Annotated in this window: 14 protein-coding genes and 1 pseudogene; 9 read left to right on the forward strand and 6 right to left on the reverse strand. The window is 74.0% G+C overall.

The annotated features are described in order from the left end of the window. Together ACWENR_RS11930 and ACWENR_RS11935 are read left to right on the forward strand one after the other, a co-directional pair. Positions 1-217: pseudogene (locus ACWENR_RS11930) on the forward strand (TadE family type IV pilus minor pilin); the annotation flags it as partial. After that, entirely contained in the window at positions 214-618 is a 405-nt protein-coding gene (locus tag ACWENR_RS11935; RefSeq protein WP_452276998.1) for an Rv3654c family TadE-like protein, read from the forward strand. The pseudogene ACWENR_RS11930 and the gene ACWENR_RS11935, both read left to right, overlap by 4 nt. Positions 619-780: 162 nt before the next feature. Here the strand turns inward: ACWENR_RS11935 and ACWENR_RS11940 are convergent, their stop codons facing one another. The 3 genes from ACWENR_RS11940 to ACWENR_RS11950 form a co-directional block, all read right to left on the reverse strand. After that, positions 781-1359 carry a hypothetical protein gene (locus tag ACWENR_RS11940; protein WP_452276999.1) on the reverse strand — a complete coding sequence of 193 codons (579 nt, stop codon included), beginning with the start codon at positions 1357-1359 and terminating at the stop codon, positions 781-783. A 240-nt stretch (positions 1360-1599) separates the two neighbouring features. Further along, positions 1600-1806, reverse strand: coding sequence for a hypothetical protein (locus ACWENR_RS11945; RefSeq protein ID WP_452277000.1), 207 nt, complete (start codon positions 1804-1806; stop codon positions 1600-1602). A gap of 314 nt (positions 1807-2120) precedes the next feature. Further along, positions 2121-4598, reverse strand: coding sequence for a DEAD/DEAH box helicase (locus ACWENR_RS11950; RefSeq protein ID WP_452277001.1), 2478 nt, complete (start codon positions 4596-4598; stop codon positions 2121-2123). A gap of 133 nt (positions 4599-4731) precedes the next feature. On the opposite strand from ACWENR_RS11950, the gene ACWENR_RS11955 reads away from it, so the two are divergent. From ACWENR_RS11955 to topA, 6 genes are all read left to right on the forward strand, one after another. Continuing rightward, positions 4732-5088: an STAS domain-containing protein gene (locus ACWENR_RS11955; protein WP_452277002.1), complete on the forward strand. Its 357-nt coding sequence runs from the start codon at positions 4732-4734 to the stop codon at positions 5086-5088. Then, on the forward strand, positions 5088-5522 hold the full coding sequence (locus ACWENR_RS11960; RefSeq protein WP_452277003.1) for an ATP-binding protein: 435 nt from the start codon (positions 5088-5090) through the stop codon (positions 5520-5522). The genes ACWENR_RS11955 and ACWENR_RS11960 overlap by 1 nt, the downstream gene beginning before the upstream one ends. Before the next feature lie 388 nt (positions 5523-5910). After that, positions 5911-8265 carry a sodium-translocating pyrophosphatase gene (locus ACWENR_RS11965; protein WP_452277004.1) on the forward strand — a complete coding sequence of 785 codons (2355 nt, stop codon included), beginning with the start codon at positions 5911-5913 and terminating at the stop codon, positions 8263-8265. A gap of 111 nt (positions 8266-8376) precedes the next feature. Next, entirely contained in the window at positions 8377-8919 is a 543-nt protein-coding gene (locus tag ACWENR_RS11970; protein WP_452277005.1) for a hypothetical protein, read from the forward strand. Further along, the gene (locus ACWENR_RS11975; RefSeq protein ID WP_452277006.1) at positions 8910-9641 is read left to right on the forward strand and encodes a hypothetical protein; all 732 of its coding nucleotides are present in this window, start codon (positions 8910-8912) and stop codon (positions 9639-9641) included. The genes ACWENR_RS11970 and ACWENR_RS11975 overlap by 10 nt, the downstream gene beginning before the upstream one ends. Positions 9642-10066: 425 nt before the next feature. Beyond that, a complete protein-coding gene (topA, locus tag ACWENR_RS11980; RefSeq protein ID WP_452277007.1) occupies positions 10067-12895 on the forward strand; it encodes a type I DNA topoisomerase in 2829 nt (942 codons plus the stop codon). 112 nt (positions 12896-13007) lie between these two features. Here the strand turns inward: topA and ACWENR_RS11985 are convergent, their stop codons facing one another. Together ACWENR_RS11985 and ACWENR_RS11990 are read right to left on the reverse strand one after the other, a co-directional pair. Then, on the reverse strand, positions 13008-13976 hold the full coding sequence (locus ACWENR_RS11985; protein WP_452277008.1) for a DUF559 domain-containing protein: 969 nt from the start codon (positions 13974-13976) through the stop codon (positions 13008-13010). 172 nt (positions 13977-14148) lie between these two features. Continuing rightward, positions 14149-15465, reverse strand: coding sequence for a D-arabinono-1,4-lactone oxidase (locus ACWENR_RS11990; RefSeq protein WP_452277009.1), 1317 nt, complete (start codon positions 15463-15465; stop codon positions 14149-14151). 225 nt (positions 15466-15690) lie between these two features. On the opposite strand from ACWENR_RS11990, the gene ACWENR_RS11995 reads away from it, so the two are divergent. Next, a complete protein-coding gene (locus tag ACWENR_RS11995) occupies positions 15691-16266 on the forward strand; it encodes a TetR family transcriptional regulator (RefSeq protein WP_452277034.1) in 576 nt (191 codons plus the stop codon). An 81-nt stretch (positions 16267-16347) separates the two neighbouring features. On the opposite strand, the gene ACWENR_RS12000 is transcribed toward ACWENR_RS11995, so the two are convergent. After that, complete coding sequence (locus tag ACWENR_RS12000; protein ID WP_452277010.1) at positions 16348-17559, reverse strand: amino acid deaminase/aldolase; 1212 nt, start codon at positions 17557-17559, stop codon at positions 16348-16350. Between the last annotated feature and the right edge of the window lie 21 nt (positions 17560-17580).

Below are 17580 nucleotides of genomic sequence, written 5' to 3' on the forward strand. Positions count from 1 at the left end.
GGCGGCGCTGGCCGCCTCCCGAGGCGAGGACGGCGCGGCCGCCGCCGGCAGGGCGGCCCCGGCGGGTGCCGAGGTGACCGTCACGGTCGACGGCCAGCGGGTCACGGCCACCGTGCAGGCGCCCGTACGCGCGCTCGGCACGCGGCTGCCCCGGATCACCGTGGCGGCGACTGCGGTCGCCGCCGTGGAGCCCGGCGTCCCGGCGGCCGGACCGTGACCGACCCGGCGTCGGCGGGCCGTTTCCGCGGCCCGGCGGCCATCGACGGCGCAACCGCCAAGGAACGCGGCGGGGCGACGGTCTGCCTCCTCGCCGTCGGGCTGGTGTTCGTCCTGGTCGGCCTGTTCGGGGCGGCCGTCGGCGCCGCGCAGACCGCCCGGCAGCGGGCCCGGGTCGCGGCGGACCTGGGCGCGCTCGCCGGTGCCGGTCAGGCCCTTCAGGGGGAGCCGACGGCCTGCCGCCGGGCCGCCGAGATCGCGGCCGTCAACGGCGCGTCGCTGCTCGCCTGCCGGCTCGAAGGCCTCGACGTCCTGGTGACCGCCGAGGTGGCGGTGACGCCGCTGCCGGGCCTCGCCCGCGCGGCGACGGCGACCGCCCGCGCCGGCCCGGTCCGGGGTTGACCAGCAACGGCGACCGCCCAGGCCGGCCCGGGCCGGGCTGACCAGCGACGGCGACCGCCCAGGCCGGCCCGGTCCGGGGTTGACCAGCGACGGCGACTGCCCGCGCCGGCTCCGTCCGGGGTTGACCAGCGCCGGCACAGCTTCCCGACCGGGCCGGGCGGGTCAGCGTCCCTGGAGGGCGTCGAGGGCGATGGCCATCGCGATCACCAGCCGGCGGTCGACCTGCGGGTGTTGCACCTGGACGACGTACCGGTCCCGCAGGCCCCACTGCTTGATCACCGAGAACACGGGCTGACCCTCGGCGACGAAGTCGAAGTGGTAGGGCAGCCAGGACAGCGAGTCGACGAACCGCCGCAGCAGCGCCACCGGCATGCTGCGCTCCTGGCCGGTGATCTGCGGCAACCCGGCCTGCTCGACGTGCCAGGTGGACCGGAGCAGCGACTGGGCGAAGTCCTTGCGGAACTGGCCGATCGGGTTGCCGGCGTGGTCGGTCACGTCGTAGGTGGCGCCGATGTCGAGGCGCTGGCGGGCCTTGAAGCCGAGCAGCGGCTGCTGCTTCGAGTCGTCGGTGTAGATCGTCACCTGCTCCTTGAAGGCGAGCCGCTTCTGCTGGGCGAACGCCAGCATCCCGCCTTCAGAGCCGTCCGGTGCGACGGAGTGGACCTCGTACTGGTTGACCATCATCCGGAGCCGCTGCCGGATGTGGAACTGCTGCTGGGCCTGCAAGCTGTCGGGCTGCATCAGATCTCCTTCGAGGGGTGCGCCGGAGTGTCGCACAGGCTCAACCGATCCGCTCGCCCACAGGTCGCGTGCGGTCCGGCACCGACAGGCCGTGCCCTCCGCCGCCGGCACGCCGCCCGGCGGCAGCCGGCTAGGGCGCTGGCGCCCCTGCCCACCGAACCGCTGCGCCGCCGGCCGACGCCCCACGAGCGACGCGGGCCCGGCCGCCGCCCCGCGAGCGACGCGGGCCCGGCCGACGCCTCATCGGCCGCCGTCGACGGTTGCCTTCAACGCCCAGGCGTTCAGCACCTGATGGATGCCGCGCAGCCGTTCGTTGATCTGCTCCAGCCGCTCCGCCTGCGCCAGCGAGGCGAGCGCCGAGCCGAGGGCGATCAACTGGTCGGGTGTGAGGTTCTCCTGGTCGATGGTGTAGAGCAGGTCGACGGTCTCCGCGATGGTGTCGGCCACGACTCCTCCTTCGGCGGGAAGGACGGCTAGGGATCCGCGAGCACCGATGGAAGCGCTCCCACGACGTCTCTTGCCCCGCGAACGGAGGTTCTATGCCTGCATCCCGCCGCGCGGGACACCGCCCCGCACGGAGACACCCGCCCGGCACGGAGACCCAGCGCCGCACGAACACCGCGCCGCACGGACACCGCGCTGCACGGACACCGCGCTGCACGGACACCGCGCCGCACGGAGACGCAGCGTCGCAAGGAGACGCAGCGTCGCACGGAAACCCAGCGAGGCGATGGAAACCTCAGCGCGGTGAGGTCGGCAGGTCAGCCCGGCAGGCGCGCGCCGTCCGCGGCGGGCGTGCCCGAGGGGGCGTCGTCGGCCCGGCGGGGCGCCGGTACGCCGTCGGGCAGGTTGGCCAGCACCACGTCCAGCACCTTCACGGCGTCCGGCTTCGACAGCGGGTTGTTGCCGTTGCCGCACTTGGGCGACTGCACGCAGGACGGGCAGCCCGCCTCGCAGCCGCACTCGGCGATCGCGGCCCGGGTGGCCCGCAGCCAGGCGGCAGCCGTCCCGTACGCGCGCTCCGCGAAGCCCGCCCCGCCCGGGTGCCCGTCGTAGACGAAGACGGTCGGTGCCTCGGTGTCCGGGTGCAGCGCCGTGGAGAGCCCGCCGATGTCCCAGCGGTCGCAGGTGGCGGTGAGCGGCAGCAGCCCGATGGCGGCGTGCTCGGCGGCGTGCAGCGCGCCCGGCACGTCGGCCGGCTCGACGCCGGCGGCGGTCAGGGACTGCGGTGACAGGGTGAACCAGACCGCCACCGTGCGCAGCTCGCGGGCCGGCAGGTCCAGTGGGCGCGTGTCGATGACCTCGCCGGAGGCGATGCGCCGCCGCTGGTACGACACCACCTGGCTGGTCACGTCGACCTCGCCGAGGAAGAGGCCGACGGGCCCGGCGTCCACGTACGAGCGGACCGACACCACCGACAGCGAGGTCACGTCGCGCGCGTGGGTGGACCAGTCCGGCTCCTCGGGGTGCACCAGCGCGCACCCGTCGGCCAGGTCGAGCGAGTCGACCACGTACGAGACGCCCTGGTGCAGGTAGACCGCGCCGGGGTGGAGCAGGAAGTGCGACGAGCCGCCGTCGACGGTGCCGAGCAGCCGCCCGGTCGCCGCCTCCACCACGCAGACCGGCGCGCCGCCCTCGCCGCGCAGGTCCACCTCGGGCCGCTCCCGGTGCCGCCAGTACCAGCCGGTCGGCCGCTGCCGCAGCGCGCCCGCCGCCACGAGCTGGTCGATCGCCTCCTTGGCCCCGTCGCCGAAGAGTTCCAGGTCGGCCGGGGTCAGTGGGGCCTCGACCGCCGCGCAGGCGAGCTGCGGCGCCAGCACGTACGGGTTGGCCGGGTCGAGCACGGTGGCCTCCACCGGCCGCCCGAACAGCGCCTCGGGATGGTGCACGAGGTAGGTGTCGAGCGGGTCGTCGCGGGCGACCAGCACGGCGAGCGCCTCCTGACCGGAGCGCCCGGCCCGCCCGGCCTGCTGCCACAGCGACGCCCGGGTGCCGGGATAGCCGCAGATCAGCACCGCGTCGAGCCCGATCAGGTCGACGCCCAGCTCCAGCGCGTTGGTCGAGGCCAGCCCGAGCAGGTCGCCGTGCAGCAGGGCGCGTTCCAGCTCGCGTCGCTCCTCGCGCAGGTAGCCGGCCCGGTAGGCGGCCACCCGGTCGCCGAGCCCGGGCACCGCCTCGTCGAGGGACCGGCGGGCGTTGGCCGCGACCACCTCGGCGCCGCGCCGGGACCGCACGAACGCCAGCGTGCGTACCCCCTCGGCGACCGTGTCGGCGAGCAGGTCGGCGGTCTCCCGCAGCGCCGACCGGCGGACCTGGGTGAGGTCGGCCGCCGGGTCGGCGGCCGAGTCCGGCGGCAGCAGCGGCGGCTCCCAGAGCGCGAAGGTCACCCCGCCGCGCGGCGAGGTGTCCTCCGTGACGGCGGCCACGGGCAGCCCGGTGAGCCGCCCGGCCGCCGTCGCCGGGTCGCCGGAGGTCGCCGAGGCGAGCACGAAGACGGGGGTACGCCCGAACCGGGCGCACTGCCGTCGCAGGCGGCGCAGCACGTGCGCGACGTGCGAGCCGAAGACCCCGCGGTAGGTGTGGCACTCGTCGATCACCACGTACGCGAGCCGGCGCAGGAAGCCGGACCACTGGGCGTGCCCGGGCAGGATGCCGTGGTGCAGCATGTCCGGGTTCGTCAGCACGAACCGGGAGTGCTTCCGGATCCACTCCCGTTCGGCGCGCGGGGTGTCGCCGTCGTAGCAGGCGGGGCGTACCCCCTCCAGCTCCAGCGCGGCGACGGCGCGCAGCTGGTCGGCGGCGAGCGCCTTCGTCGGGGCCAGGTAGAGCACGGTGGCGCGGGGGTCGGCGAGCAGGGTGGCCAGCGCGGGGAGCTGGTAGGCCAGGGACTTGCCGGACGCGGTGCCGGTCGCCACCACCACGTGCCGGCCGTCGTGCGCCAGCGTGGCGGCCTCGGCCTGGTGCCGCCAGGGCGCGAGGACCCCGCGCCGGGCGAACGCCGCGCGCAGCTCCGCCGGCGCCCAGTCGGGCCACGGCGCGGGCTCGCCGGCGCGGGCCGGCACCCGTTCGACGTGGGTGACCGGGTCGGCGCCGCCCCGGGAACGCAGCCGGCCGAGCAGGTCGGCCGGGGAACGCCGGAGGCCGGCGCCCGCGGATACGGTGGCAACGGACGACGGCCCGGCGTCGCGGCGCGGCGTCGGGTGCGCCGAGCCGGGATCGTCGGAGGTCACGTCCTGCACTCTCGCACTGGTGTTCGGAGATGGAAAGCCGGGGCCCGGGGTAAGGGAAGGCCTCCGCCGGTGAGCAGAGCCGGTCTCCGGCGGGGATGGTTAGATGCCCAGGAGAGTTTACGGCTCTTGCGAGGGAGGACCGATGGAGCTGTCGCTGGCGACCCGCACCGTGGGCGAGCACACGGTGCTCGAGGTCGGCGGTGAGGTGGACGTCTACACCGCGCCGAGACTGCGGGAACGGCTCCTCGAACTGATCGACGGTGGCGCCCGTCACGTCGTGGTCGACCTGGGCCGGGTGGACTTCCTCGACTCCACCGGGCTGGGCGTGCTGGTCGGCGCGCTCAAGCGGCTGCGCTCGGCCGGCGGTTCCTTCGCGCTGGTCTGCGACAAGGAGCCGCTGCTCAAGATCTTCCGGATCACCGCGCTCGACCAGGTCTTCCCGCTGCACCCCACGGTCGAGGCGGCGATCGGGGCGGGCCCGGCCGGCGCTGGCGCGTGATGGCCACGGTCCGGCTCTCGTTCTCGCCGGCCCCGGTGCACGTGCGCACCGCGCGCCTGGTCGGCGTGGCGGTCGCTCGGCGGGCGGGGGTCCGCGAGGACCTGCTCGACGAGGTGCGGCTGGCCATCGGCGAGGCGTGCACGCGCGCCGTCGCCCTGCACCGGCAGTACGGCGTGTCCGATCCGGTGCTCGTCGAGATGTCCGACGGCGCGGCGTACGCGGTGCGGGTCGTCGACCGCGCGCCGATCGAGGCCGGCCTCGGGCTCGCCGCGCTGGACGCCGACCAGCTCGCCAACGAGTCGCTCGACGAGGACGACCTCACCACCGGCGTCGGCTTCGCGCTGCTCGCCGGCTTCGTCGAGGATCTCCAGGTCCGCCCGGTCGACGAGGGCGTCGGCACCGAGGTGCGGATGGTCTGGCCCGTGGGCCGCTGAGCCGCCGCCCCGCGAGCGGGGCCGCACCGCCCCCTCCGGCCGAGGGGAACAACAACCCGCCCTCCGACGAGGGCGTCACGCGCCGTCAGGCCGCGTCCCGCCAGGGGCGCGGCCTCTTTGCCATGGACAGGCCCCTATATCAGATTTTTCCTCATAACACAGCGACGAAGATCATCGAGACACCCTGCCCCCTGGTTGTGACCTCCGACACGGGGGAGGGCTACAGTACGCGGGTTGTGAGCAAGTGATCGCATCCCGCAGCCAGCGGGAACGGTGTTCATCGCTGGTCCGCCGGGGTGGGTTGGCGCGCGCTTGCGAATCCGCATCCAGGCGCCGGGTCGGTGCGTCTCCACCGGCCGGCGCGAGCGTTCGGTACAGGAGGACACAGATGTCCGACACCTTGGCCGCCGAGGGCGGCGGGATCTCCCTCACCGGAAACAACGTCACGTACGTCGTCATCGCCGCGGTGATCGCGCTGGTGGCGCTCGCCTTCGCCGCCGCGCTGACGAAGGCCGTACTGGCAGCCGGCAAGGGCACCACCAACATGCAGGAGATCTCCGGCGCGGTCCAGGAGGGCGCCTCGGCCTACCTGCTCCGGCAGTTCCGTACCCTGGCGATCTTCGTCGTCGTCGCCGTGGTGCTGCTCTTCCTGCTGCCGGTGCACGACACCGACGGCAGCGAGACGGCGGTGAAGATCGGCCGGTCCGCCTTCTTCGTCATCGGCGCGCTGTTCAGCGCGTTCATCGGCGGGGCGGGCATGTGGCTGGCCACCCGGGCCAACCTGCGGGTCGCCGCCGCCGCCCGGGAACGCGAGGGGGGCCGCGAGGCCGCCATGAAGATCGCCTTCCGCACCGGCGGCGTGGTCGGCTTCCTCACCGTCGGCCTCGGCCTCTTCGGCGCGGCGCTGGTCGTGCTGTTCTTCCGGGCCGACGCGCCGACCGTGCTGGAGGGCTTCGGCTTCGGCGCCGCGCTGCTCGCCATGTTCATGCGGGTCGGCGGCGGCATCTTCACCAAGGCCGCCGACGTCGGCGCCGACCTGGTCGGCAAGGTCGAGCAGGGCATCCCCGAGGACGACCCGCGCAACGCCGCCACCATCGCCGACAACGTGGGCGACAACGTCGGCGACTGCGCCGGCATGGCCGCCGACCTGTTCGAGTCGTACGCCGTGACCCTGGTCGCCGCGTTGATCCTCGGCCGCGCCGCCTTCGGCGAGCAGGGCCTGGTCTTCCCGCTGATCATCTCCACCATCGGCGTGCTCGTCGCGATCATCGGCGTCTTCATCACCCGGCTGCGCGCCTCCGACCGCAACGGTCTGACCGCCATCAACCGGGCCTTCTACATCTCGGCGCTGCTCTCGGCGGTGCTGGTCGCGATCGCCACGTACGCGTACCTGCCGGCCACCTTCGCCGGGCTGGACGGCGGGCTCACCGACGTCGACGAGAACCCGCGGGTGGTCGCGATCGGCGCGGTCGTCATCGGCATCGTGCTGGCCGCCGCGATCCAGGCGCTGACCGGCTACTTCACCGAGACGAACCGGCGCCCGGTGCAGGACATCGGCAAGAGCTCGCAGACCGGTGCCGCCACCGTCATCCTCGCCGGCATCAGCGTCGGCCTGGAGTCGGCGGTCTACTCGGCGCTGCTGATCGGGGCCGGCGTGTTCGGCGCGTTCCTGCTCGGCGGCAGCTCCGTCACGCTCTCGCTGTTCGCCGTGGCGCTGGCCGGCACCGGCCTGCTCACCACCGTCGGCGTGATCGTCGCGATGGACACGTTCGGCCCGATCTCCGACAACGCCCAGGGCGTGGCGGAGATGTCCGGCGACATCGACGAGCACGGCGCCCGGACGCTGACCGAGCTGGACGCGGTCGGCAACACCACCAAGGCCATCACCAAGGGCATCGCGATCGCCACGGCGGTGCTCGCCGCCACGGCACTCTTCGGCTCGTACACCGACACGCTGCGCACCGCGTACTCCGACGCGGGGGTGGGCGACGTCGGCGCCGAGATCCTCAACTCGCTGAACGTGGCGAACCCGCGCAACCTGGTCGGCCTGATCATCGGCGCGGCGGTGGTCTTCCTCTTCTCCGGGCTGGCCGTCAACGCGGTCTCCCGCTCGGCCGGCGCCGTCGTGATGGAGGTCCGCCGGCAGTTCCGCGAGCTGCCCGGGATCATGGACCGCACCCAGCGGCCCGAGTACGGCAAGGTCGTCGACATCTGCACCCGGGACGCGCAGCGCGAGCTGATGACCCCCGGCCTGCTCGCCATCCTCGCGCCGATCGCGGTCGGCTTCGGCCTCGGGCCCGGCGCGCTGGCGGCGTACCTGGCCGGCGCGATCGGGGCCGGCACGCTGATGGCGGTCTTCCTCGCCAACTCCGGCGGCGCCTGGGACAACGCCAAGAAGCTCGTCGAGGACGGCGCGTACGGCGGCAAGGGCTCCGAGTCGCACGCCGCGACGGTCATCGGCGACACCGTCGGCGACCCGTTCAAGGACACCGCCGGCCCGGCCATCAACCCGCTGATCAAGGTGATGAACCTGGTCTCGCTGCTGATCGCGCCGGCCGTGGTGGCCTGGAGCGTCGGCGACGACCGGAACACCGGCCTGCGGGTCGGCATCGCCGTGGTGGCGACGCTGATCATCGTGGCGGCGGTGGTGTTCAGCAAGCGCAAGGGCGTGGCGATGTCCGACTCGGGCACCGACACCGGCGCGGGCAGCCCGGACCAGCGGCCGGAGACGGTCAACGCCTGATCCGTACGGCGTCCGGTCCCCGGTCGGCCCGCGTGGCCGGCCGGGGACCGTCCGTGCGCCCGGCAAACCTGACCGGTGCCCGGGCTCGACAGAGGCCGTACGCTGCTTCGCATGCGCACGTGCCGGGCGACAGCCGCCGGAAAGCTGACGGTGGTCCTGGCCACGCTCGTTCTCGTGGCCGCCGGCTGCGGCGGCGGGCCCAGCCCACAGGCGTGGGCCGCCTCGGTCTGCTCCGCGCTCACCCCCTGGCGGGCCGAGATCAGCAAGCTGACCAGCAGCACAGACCAGCAGATGACCGCCCAGACCACCCCGGCGCAGGCGAAGGAGAACCTGGTGCGGCTCTTCGGCGGCGCGGAGCAGGCCAGCGAGACCGCCCGGCGCAAGGTCGAGCAGGCCGGCATCCCGGAGGCCGAGCACGGCGCGGAGGTCTCCGAGGGCTTCCGCGCGTCCCTGGCCAAGATGCGCGACGCGTACGGCAAGGCCCGGGACACCGTCGACGGGCTCAGCACGGGCCAGCCCACCGCCTTCTACGACGGCGTCCGCGCCGCCGTGGAGACCCTCAACAAGGAGTACGACGCCAGCGCGCTCGACACCAGCCGACTCAACTCGGAGGAGTTGAAACGGGCCTTCGACGAGGTGCCGGAGTGTCGCTGAGCGGGACCGGTGAGCCGCCCGACGGGCTGACGCCGCCTGCGCTCTTCCCGGCCCCCGGGCTCTTCCCGGCCCCCGAGCCGGACCGGGTGGCGCCCGCACCCCGCCGTGCCGCCCCGCCCCCGCCGGTCGACCCCGACGACGCCGCCCGGCAACTGCCCTTCTTCGCCGCCGAGGCGGCCGACCCGTCCCTCGCCGACCTCGCCGGCCTGCTCGCCGGGCCCGGCGAGGTGGTCAGGATGGGCGGCACGGCCCGCCTTTCGGTGGTGGTGGACGCCGCCTGGCGGGTGCACGTGCTCGTCGCCGAGCTGGCGTCGCGCGGGGTGGCGGCCACCTGGGAGGCGACCGCCGACGGGCGGCACGCGGTGCGCACCTCGTACGCCCGCACGCTCAAGCCGCTCGCGGTCGCCTGGCTGCGCGGCTCCGCCAAGCGCCCGCCCGCCGGGTTCCACCTCAACGGCCGGCGGCTGCGGCTCTGGCTCGCGGCGGCGGGGATGGCCGAGCCGCCCGGCTTCCTGCTCCGGCTCGGACCCGCCGACGAGGAGTGCTGGGAACCGGTCGGCGGCGCGCTGGCCGCTGTCGGCCTCTCCGGTGCGCTCCTGCGGCCGGGCGACGGCGGCCCGGCGTACCGGATCACCGGCCGCCGCCGGCTCGCCCGCCTGGCCGAGCTGGTCGGCGACCCGCCGCCCGCCGCCCCGGCGACGGCCTGGCCCGGCCACGCCTGACCACGCCGGTGCGGCCCGCCGTGCCGGGGCGGATGCGGACGCCTCCCCGCCGGGTCGGGCGGATCGGGATGCGGCCCGCCCGGGTCGGGCGGTCCGGGCGCGGCCGGGCGCGCGGGTGTCCGATCAGGGACAGCCGGATGCGGAAACGCGCAGGAAAACGGCCGGGTGGCGCCTCCACCGAGGGTCCGCCATCGTCACAGTGTTCCGCCTGACGGCACACGCACGGTGTACGGTGGCGCCGTCCGGCACCGCCACGCGCCGCCGGAGAGCAGGTGCCGCCCCGCCGAGGGCGGTTTGCCGCCCGCGAAACCCGAAACGTGGGCGGCGCGTTACGTTGGACATCCGGACCGCCGGGGGCCGGCGGGTCGAAAGCGGGCCCCAACCGGGCATCGCGGCCACGAGCAGGAGTGAGGTCGGGGAGAAACGTGCCGAGCAACGCTGGAACCACCCGTCTGGTCATCGTCGAGTCACCGGCGAAGGCCAAGACGATCTCGGGCTACCTCGGCCCGGGGTACGTCGTGGAGGCCAGCTTCGGCCACGTCCGGGACCTGCCGCGCAACGCCGCCGACGTGCCGGCGAAGTACAAGGGCGAGCCGTGGGCCCGGCTCGGGGTCGACGTCGACAACGGCTTCCACGCGCTCTACGTGGTCTCCGCCGACCGCAGGCAGCAGATCAGCAAGCTGGTGAAGCTGGCCAAGGAGGTCGACGAGATCCTCCTGGCGACGGACGAGGACCGCGAGGGCGAGGCGATCGCCTGGCACCTGGTGGAGACGCTCAAGCCCAAGGTGCCGGTCAAGCGGATGGTCTTCCACGAGATCACCAAGCCGGCCATCCAGGCCGCCGTGGCCAACCCGCGTGAGATCGACCGCGACCTGGTCGACGCCCAGGAGGCCCGGCGCATCCTCGACCGCCTCTACGGCTACGAGGTCTCCCCGGTGCTGTGGAAGAAGGTCATGCCGAGGCTCTCGGCGGGCCGGGTGCAGTCCGTGGCGACCCGGATCGTGGTGGAGCGCGAGCGGCAGCGGATGGCGTTCCGCACGGCGGAATACTGGGACATCCTCGCCACCCTGGCCGTGGCGAACGCCGGCGAGGGGCCGCGCACCTTCAACGCCACCCTGGTCGCGCTGAACGGCGACCGGATCGCCACCGGCAAGGACTTCGAGCCGACCACCGGCCGGGTCAAGGCCGGCGCCGGCGTGGTCCACCTCGACTCCGCCGGCGCCCACGGGCTCGCGGCCCGCCTTCAGGGGCGGCCGTTCACCGTCACCCGGGTCGAGGAGAAGCCCTACCGCCGCCGCCCGTACGCGCCGTTCATCACCTCCACCCTCCAGCAGGAGGCGGCCCGCAAGCTGCGGTTCTCGTCGCAGCAGACGATGCGCACCGCGCAGCGCCTCTACGAGAACGGCTACATCACCTACATGCGTACCGACTCGGTGAACCTGTCGGAGACCGCCATCGCGGCGGCCCGCCGGCAGATCGTCGAGCTGTACGGCGAGCGCAGCGTGCCGCCGGAGCCGCGCCGCTACACCGGCAAGGTGAAGAACGCGCAGGAGGCGCACGAGGCGATCCGCCCGGCGGGGGACAACTTCCGCACCCCGGGCGACGTGGCCAAGGAGCTGTCGGCCGAGGAGTTCAAGCTCTACGAGCTGATCTGGCGGCGCACCATCGCCTCGCAGATGACCGACGCCGTCGGCTCCAGCGTCTCGGTGCGCATCCGCGCCGTCTCCGCCGCCCAGGAGGAGGCGGACTTCGGCGCCACCGGCAAGACCATCACCGACCCTGGCTTCCTGCGGGCGTACGTGGAGTCCAGCGACGACGAGAACGCCGAGGCCGAGGACGCCGAGCGCCGGCTGCCCACCCTGGTCAAGGACCAGCCGCTCACCGCCGACCAGCTGGCCGCGCAGGGCCACCACACCCAGCCGCCGTCGCGCTACACCGAGGCGTCGCTGGTGAAGGCCCTGGAGGAGCTGGGCATCGGCCGCCCCTCGACGTACGCGTCGATCATGCAGACCATCCAGGACCGCGGCTACGTGAACAAGCGCGGCCAGGCGATGATCCCGACGTTCCTGGCGTTCGCCGTGATCGGGCTGATGGAGCGGCACTACCCGCGCCTGATCGACTACGACTTCACCGCCAGCATGGAGAACGAGCTGGACGAGATCGCCGGCGGCGACCACGCGGCGGTCGACTTCCTCACCGCGTTCTACTTCGGCAGCGCCAACGGCGCCGGCGACCGGGACATCGCCCGCTCGGGCGGGCTGAAGAAGCTGGTCACCGAGAACCTCAGCGACATCGACGCGCGCAGCGTCAACTCCATCCCGCTGTTCACCGACGACGAGGGCCGCGAGGTCGTCGTGCGGGTGGGCCGCTACGGCCCGTACCTGCAGCGGGCGGTGCCGGGCGAGCAGCCGGCGCCCGCCGCGGAGGGCGAGGAGGGCGGCGGCCAGGGTGACCGGGCGCCGATCCCCGAGGGGCTGGCGCCGGACGAGCTGACCCCGGAGAAGGTGCACGAGCTGTTCCTCGGCGGCGGCGGTGAGCGCAAGCTCGGCGACGACCCCGCCACCGGCGAGCCGATCCTGCTCAAGTCGGGCCGCTTCGGTCCCTACGTGGCCAGCGGCGAGCGGAAGTCGTCACTGCTGCGCTCGCAGTCGCCGGACTCGCTCACCTTCGACGAGGCGCTGAAGCTGCTCAGCCTGCCCCGGCTGGTCGGCGTGGCCCCGGACGGCGTCGAGGTCTTCGCGAACAACGGCCGCTACGGCCCGTACGTCAAGCGCGGCGACGAGTTCCGCTCGCTCGACTCCGAAGAGAAGATGTTCACCGTCACGCTCGACGAGGCGCTGGCCCTGCTGGCCGCCCCGAAGACCCGCCAGCGTCGGGCCGCCGCGCCGCCGCTGCGGGAGATGGGCGTCGACCCGCTGACCGAGAAGCCGCTGGTGATCAAGGACGGCCGGTTCGGCCCGTACGTCACCGATGGAGAGACCAACGCCTCGCTGCGCCGGGGACAGACCCCGGAGGCGCTGAGCATCGAGGAGGCCTCCGAGATGCTCGCCGAGAAGCGGGCGAAGGGGCCGGCGCCGAAGAAGAAGGCCGCCGCGAAGAAGGCGCCCGCCAAGAAGGCGACGGCGACGAAGGCGACGGCCGCGGCGGCCAAGTCGACGGCGGCCAAGAAGACCGCGACGGCCAAGGCCACCACCGCGAAGAAGGCCCCGGCCAAGAAGGCGGCCCCCCGGAAGGCCACCACCACCGCCGACTGACCGCCCGCCGCCGCCACCGCAAGAGATCTTGGTACGGGCGTGCCCCTCGGAGGGCGCGTTCGTACCAAGATCCGGTGGAACTGGACGGCGAGGCGTCAGCCGGCGATTCGGGTCAGGACGAGCCCGTCCAGCCGGCGGCTCGCAGGGCTGCTCGGACCTGGGCGAGGACCGTCGGAGAGTCGTTGCGTACTGCCCAGGCGGGAAAGCGGAGCACCCGGTCGCCGTCGATCCACAGGTCGTTCTGCCGACGCATGTCCGCCCAGGCGGTGGCGGGGTCGAGGTGCTGCCCGCCGTCGATCTCCACGTGCACCCGCCACCGTTCGAACCAGACGTCGAGGTAGCGACGTCGGCCGGCGGCGTCGTGGCGTACGGCCTGCCGGGTCGGCTCGGGCAGCCCGGCGCGCCGGATCAGCCCGAGGAAATCGAGTTCGGCCAGGGAGTGCGCGCCACCGGCGGCATCCGTGGCGGTGCGCCGGATCAGGTCCCGACGCCGGGCCCGGGGCAGCCGGTCCAGGACCCGGTGCAGGTCGTCGCCGCCGACGAGGCGCTGCTGAAAGCCGGCCGCGATGATCGATCGTGCCTCCTGGTCGGTCGCCGCCCACTGCGCCGCGTCGACCAGCGACCGGGCCGGCATGGTGCGGGGCGGCTGCCCGACGTGCAGCACGTCCTCCTCGCCGAGCAGGGCGGTCCGGTGCAGGCGTACGCCGGGTGGCAGCGCGCGGCTCTGGTGTGCGGCCGGTAGGAGCACGTCCACGACTCGGCTGTCGTGACCGCGTAGGCCCCAGGCCTGCGCCGCCGTGAGCCCGCCGAGCATCGCGGCCGACCCGGCGGCGAGCACCGCGATCCAACGGTGTTGTGCGGGACCGACCGGACCGTTGTGGGCGACGAAGACGGCGCGGTGCACCTGGCGCCAGCGGTTGGTGGCGACCCGGTGCCGGATCGCCCTCGGCGTCAGGTGACGCCGGGCCTGGCCCAGGCTGATCACGTCTTCCTGACGGAACAGCAACCAGGTCAACTCGTCGGCGTCGGCACCCGGCAACGCCCGCCGCAGCCCCGCCAGCGACCTCGAATGTCTCCCCACACCCGCACTCTGCCCACCCAGGTGCCGCGGCGTCCGCCCCTGTGGACGGCGAGCAGATCTTGGTACGAAAAAGCCCCTGGAGGGGCCGTTTCCTACCAAGATCTGCCTCGACCGGCGCGACGGCCGGCGCGACGGCCGGCGCGACGGTCGGGGGCGGTCGGGGCGGGGTGGGTCAGCCGAGGGTTCGGGTCAGGTGGGGGTTGGTGAAGAGGCGGTCGGGGTCGAGGCGGTCGCGGACGGCCTGGAAGTCCGCCCAGCGGGGGTAGGCCGTCGCGAGCGACGCCGCGTCGCGCCAGTGCAGCTTGCCCCAGTGCGGGCGCCCGCCGAGGCCCTCGGCGACCTGCTCGAAGGCCCGCAGGTACGGCTCGTACGGCATGCCGACGTACTGGTGGATCGCGACGTACGCCGACTCGCGCCCGTAGCCGTGGGAGAGCCAGATGTCGTCGGCGGCGGTGAACCGCACCTCCACCGGGAAGAGCACCTTGAACGGCAGGCCGTCGACGATGCGCCGGAGCGCGCCGAGCGCCTCGCCGAGGGCCTCGCGCGGCAGCCCGTACTCCATCTCGACGAAGCGGACCCGGCGCGGGGTGCAGAACACCCGGTCCGAGCGGCCGGTGTAGTGGCGTTCGGTGAGGGCCCGGGCGGAGATGGCGCTGATGCCCGGGGCGAGCGCCGGCACGGCGCGGCCGAGCCGGCAGGCGCCCTCGAAGACGGTGTTGGACAGGAACTCGTCGTCCAGCCAGCCGCGCCAGCGGGGCAGCGGCCGGTCGTCGGCGGGGACCCGGTCGTTGGTCTTGACCTGCACCCGGTCGGTGTAGGGGAACCAGTAGAACTCGGCGTGATCGTGCTCCTCGACCAGCGCCGGCAGGTCGGCCAGCACGTCGTCCAGCGACGCGGGCCGCTCGTGGGCGTGCAGTACGAAGGCGTCCACGCAGCGCAGGGTCACCTCGACCAGCACGCCGAGGGCGCCCAGCGAGACCCGGGCGGCGGCGAACACGTCGGGGTGCTCGTCGGCGGAGCAGCGCAGCACCTCGCCGGTGCCGGTGACGAGGGTGAGCGCCTCGACGAACGTCGACAGGCAGCCGTACGCGGCGCCGGTGCCGTGGGTGCCGGTGGAGATCGCCCCGGCGATGGTCTGCGCGTCGATGTCGCCCAGGTTGGGCAGGGCCAGCCCGTGTGCGGCGAGCAGATCGTTGAGCGCGCGCAGGGTGACGCCGGCCGGTACGGTGACCAGTCGGCGATCGACGTCGACGCGTACGCCGGTGTCCAGCGCGGTCAGTTCCATCCGCCGTCCGTCGGTGACGGCGACCCCGGTGAAGGAGTGGCCGCTGCCCACCGCCCGGATCCGGTCGCCGGCCGCCGCGGCGGCGCGGACGGCCTCGGTGACGTCGGCGAGGGAGGTGGGGCGCAGGATGGCGCTGGCGGTGGCGCGTTGGTTGCCGGCCCAGTTTGACCAGGCTGCCGGGGTGGGCGGTGCGGTGCCGACCATGCGCACTCCTCGACGTGAATGTGAACTGTCTTCATATCAGGAACGTTGTCGCAGGTAAATACCGCAATCGAGGTTTGCTCGTTGTACCGGTAGTCACGAAGACGTGACGTGCAGATATGTTCATCCGTCGAAGGGGGGTGGCGCCGAGTGTCCACACCAGCCGCCACAGCCGGGCCGCTGCGCCGCGTACCGGTGCAGGGTCGAAGTGTCGCGCGGGTCCAGCGGATGCTGGACGCCTGCGCCGAACTCGTCGACGAGGTGGGGTACGAGGGGCTGACCACGACCCTGCTCGCCGAGCGCGCCGAGGTGGCGATCGGGTCGGTGTACCAGTTCTTCCCGGACAAGCGGGCGATCGTGCAGGCCCTCACCCTGCGCACGATGGAGTCCTACCTCCAGCGGCTCGACGAGCGTTTCGCCTCCGACGACCTGACCCACTGGTGGGACGGGGTCGACGCGGGGATCGACGAGTACATCACGATGCACCGCACCGTTCCAGGATTTCGTACCCTGCACTTCGGCGACGTGGTCGACCTGCACCTGCTCGACGAGCAGCGGGACAACAACGGGGTGATCGCGGACCAGCTGGCCCGGGTGCTCACCGAGCGCTTCGGCCTGACCGACGTCCCCGCCCTCCGGTTCCACCTGGAGATCGCGGTGGAGACGGCCGACGCGCTGATCAAGTTGGCGTTCCGCCGGCTGCCCGAGGGCGACGACCGGGTGCTGGTCGAGGCGAAGGCGCTGATCCGGGACTACCTGCACCGCCAGGTCGACGCCCCGGCCGACGCCGGCCAGCCCGGCTGATCCCGTCCCGCCGCCCGGTGCGTGGGCGGCGGGAGACCTCGCTCCGCAGCGCCATCGAACCGTCGCAGCGCGGACGGCGTGTCAGAGGAAGGCGTGGCCCTCGCCCCGGTAGGTGGGCACGGTGGCCACGACCGCGTCCCCCTCGACCAGGTGCAGCTCGTTGACGTGCTCGCACAGCTCGCCGGCCTTCGCGTGCCGGAACCAGACGCGGTCGCCGACCCGTAGCGTGGCGGCGGCGGTGCCGGCCAGCGGGGTCTGCACCTCGCCGGCGCCCTCCATGCCGACCAGCTTCAGCCCGGCGGGCAGCCAGGGGCGGGGCAGCCGGCTGTCCTCCGCCGGCCCGGAGGCGATCCAGCCGCCGCCGAGCACGGTGGCCAGGCCGGGCGCCGGGCGGCGGACCACCGCGCAGGCGAAGGCCGCCGCCGGGGTGGGGCGCCACGCGCGGTAGGCCTCGAACAGCGTCGGCCCGTACAGGCCCGATCCCGCGGCGACCTCGGTGACCGCGGGATCGGCGCTGGTCGCGGCCACGCTGCCGGTGCCGCCGCCGTTGACGAACTCCAGGTCGGCGTGCTCGCGTACGGCGGCCACCGCCGCGCCCCGGCGGGCCAGCAACTCGCGGTACGACCCGCGCTTGACCAGCCGGATCACGGAGCCGGTCACCGCCTGCCCGGGCGGCGCGTCGCCGAGGCCGGCGATCTGCGCCTCGTACGCCATCAGCCCGACCAGCCGGAACCCGGCGCGGCCGGCGACGGCGGCGGCGAGCACGCCGGCCGCTCGCGCGCTGTGCACCGGGGAGCGGCGCACCCCGAGGTGCACCCGCCCGCCCAGCGGTCGCCAGGAGGCGTCCAGGTCGAGGCAGACCCGCAGCTCGGGGCGGCGCCCGGGCGCGCACACCGTGTCGACGAGGTCGAGCTGGTCGGTGCCGTCGACCATCAGCGTGACGGCCGCGGCCAGCGCCGGGTCGGCGGCGAGCTCGGCGAGCGCTCCCCGGTCGGCCGTGGGGTACGCCACCAGCGCGTCGTCGGTCACGCCGGCGCGGACCAGCCAGATCGCCTCGGGCAGGGTGAACGCCATCACGCCGTGCCAGCCGGGTCGTCCCAGCGCCCGGCCGATCAGCTCCCGGGCGCGGACCGACTTGCTGGCGACGCGGAGCGGTTTGCCGGCGGCGCGGTCGACCAGCGCGGCGGCGTTGCCGTCGAAGGCCGCGAGGTCCACCACGGCGTACGGCGGGTCGAGGTGCGCGGTCGCCCGGTCGAGGCGCTCACGAGTTTTGTCGCTTTCGGTGGTGGCCACGTCTGCACGCTAACTGTCTGG

This window comes from Micromonospora sp. NPDC004336 (genome assembly GCF_053602615.1).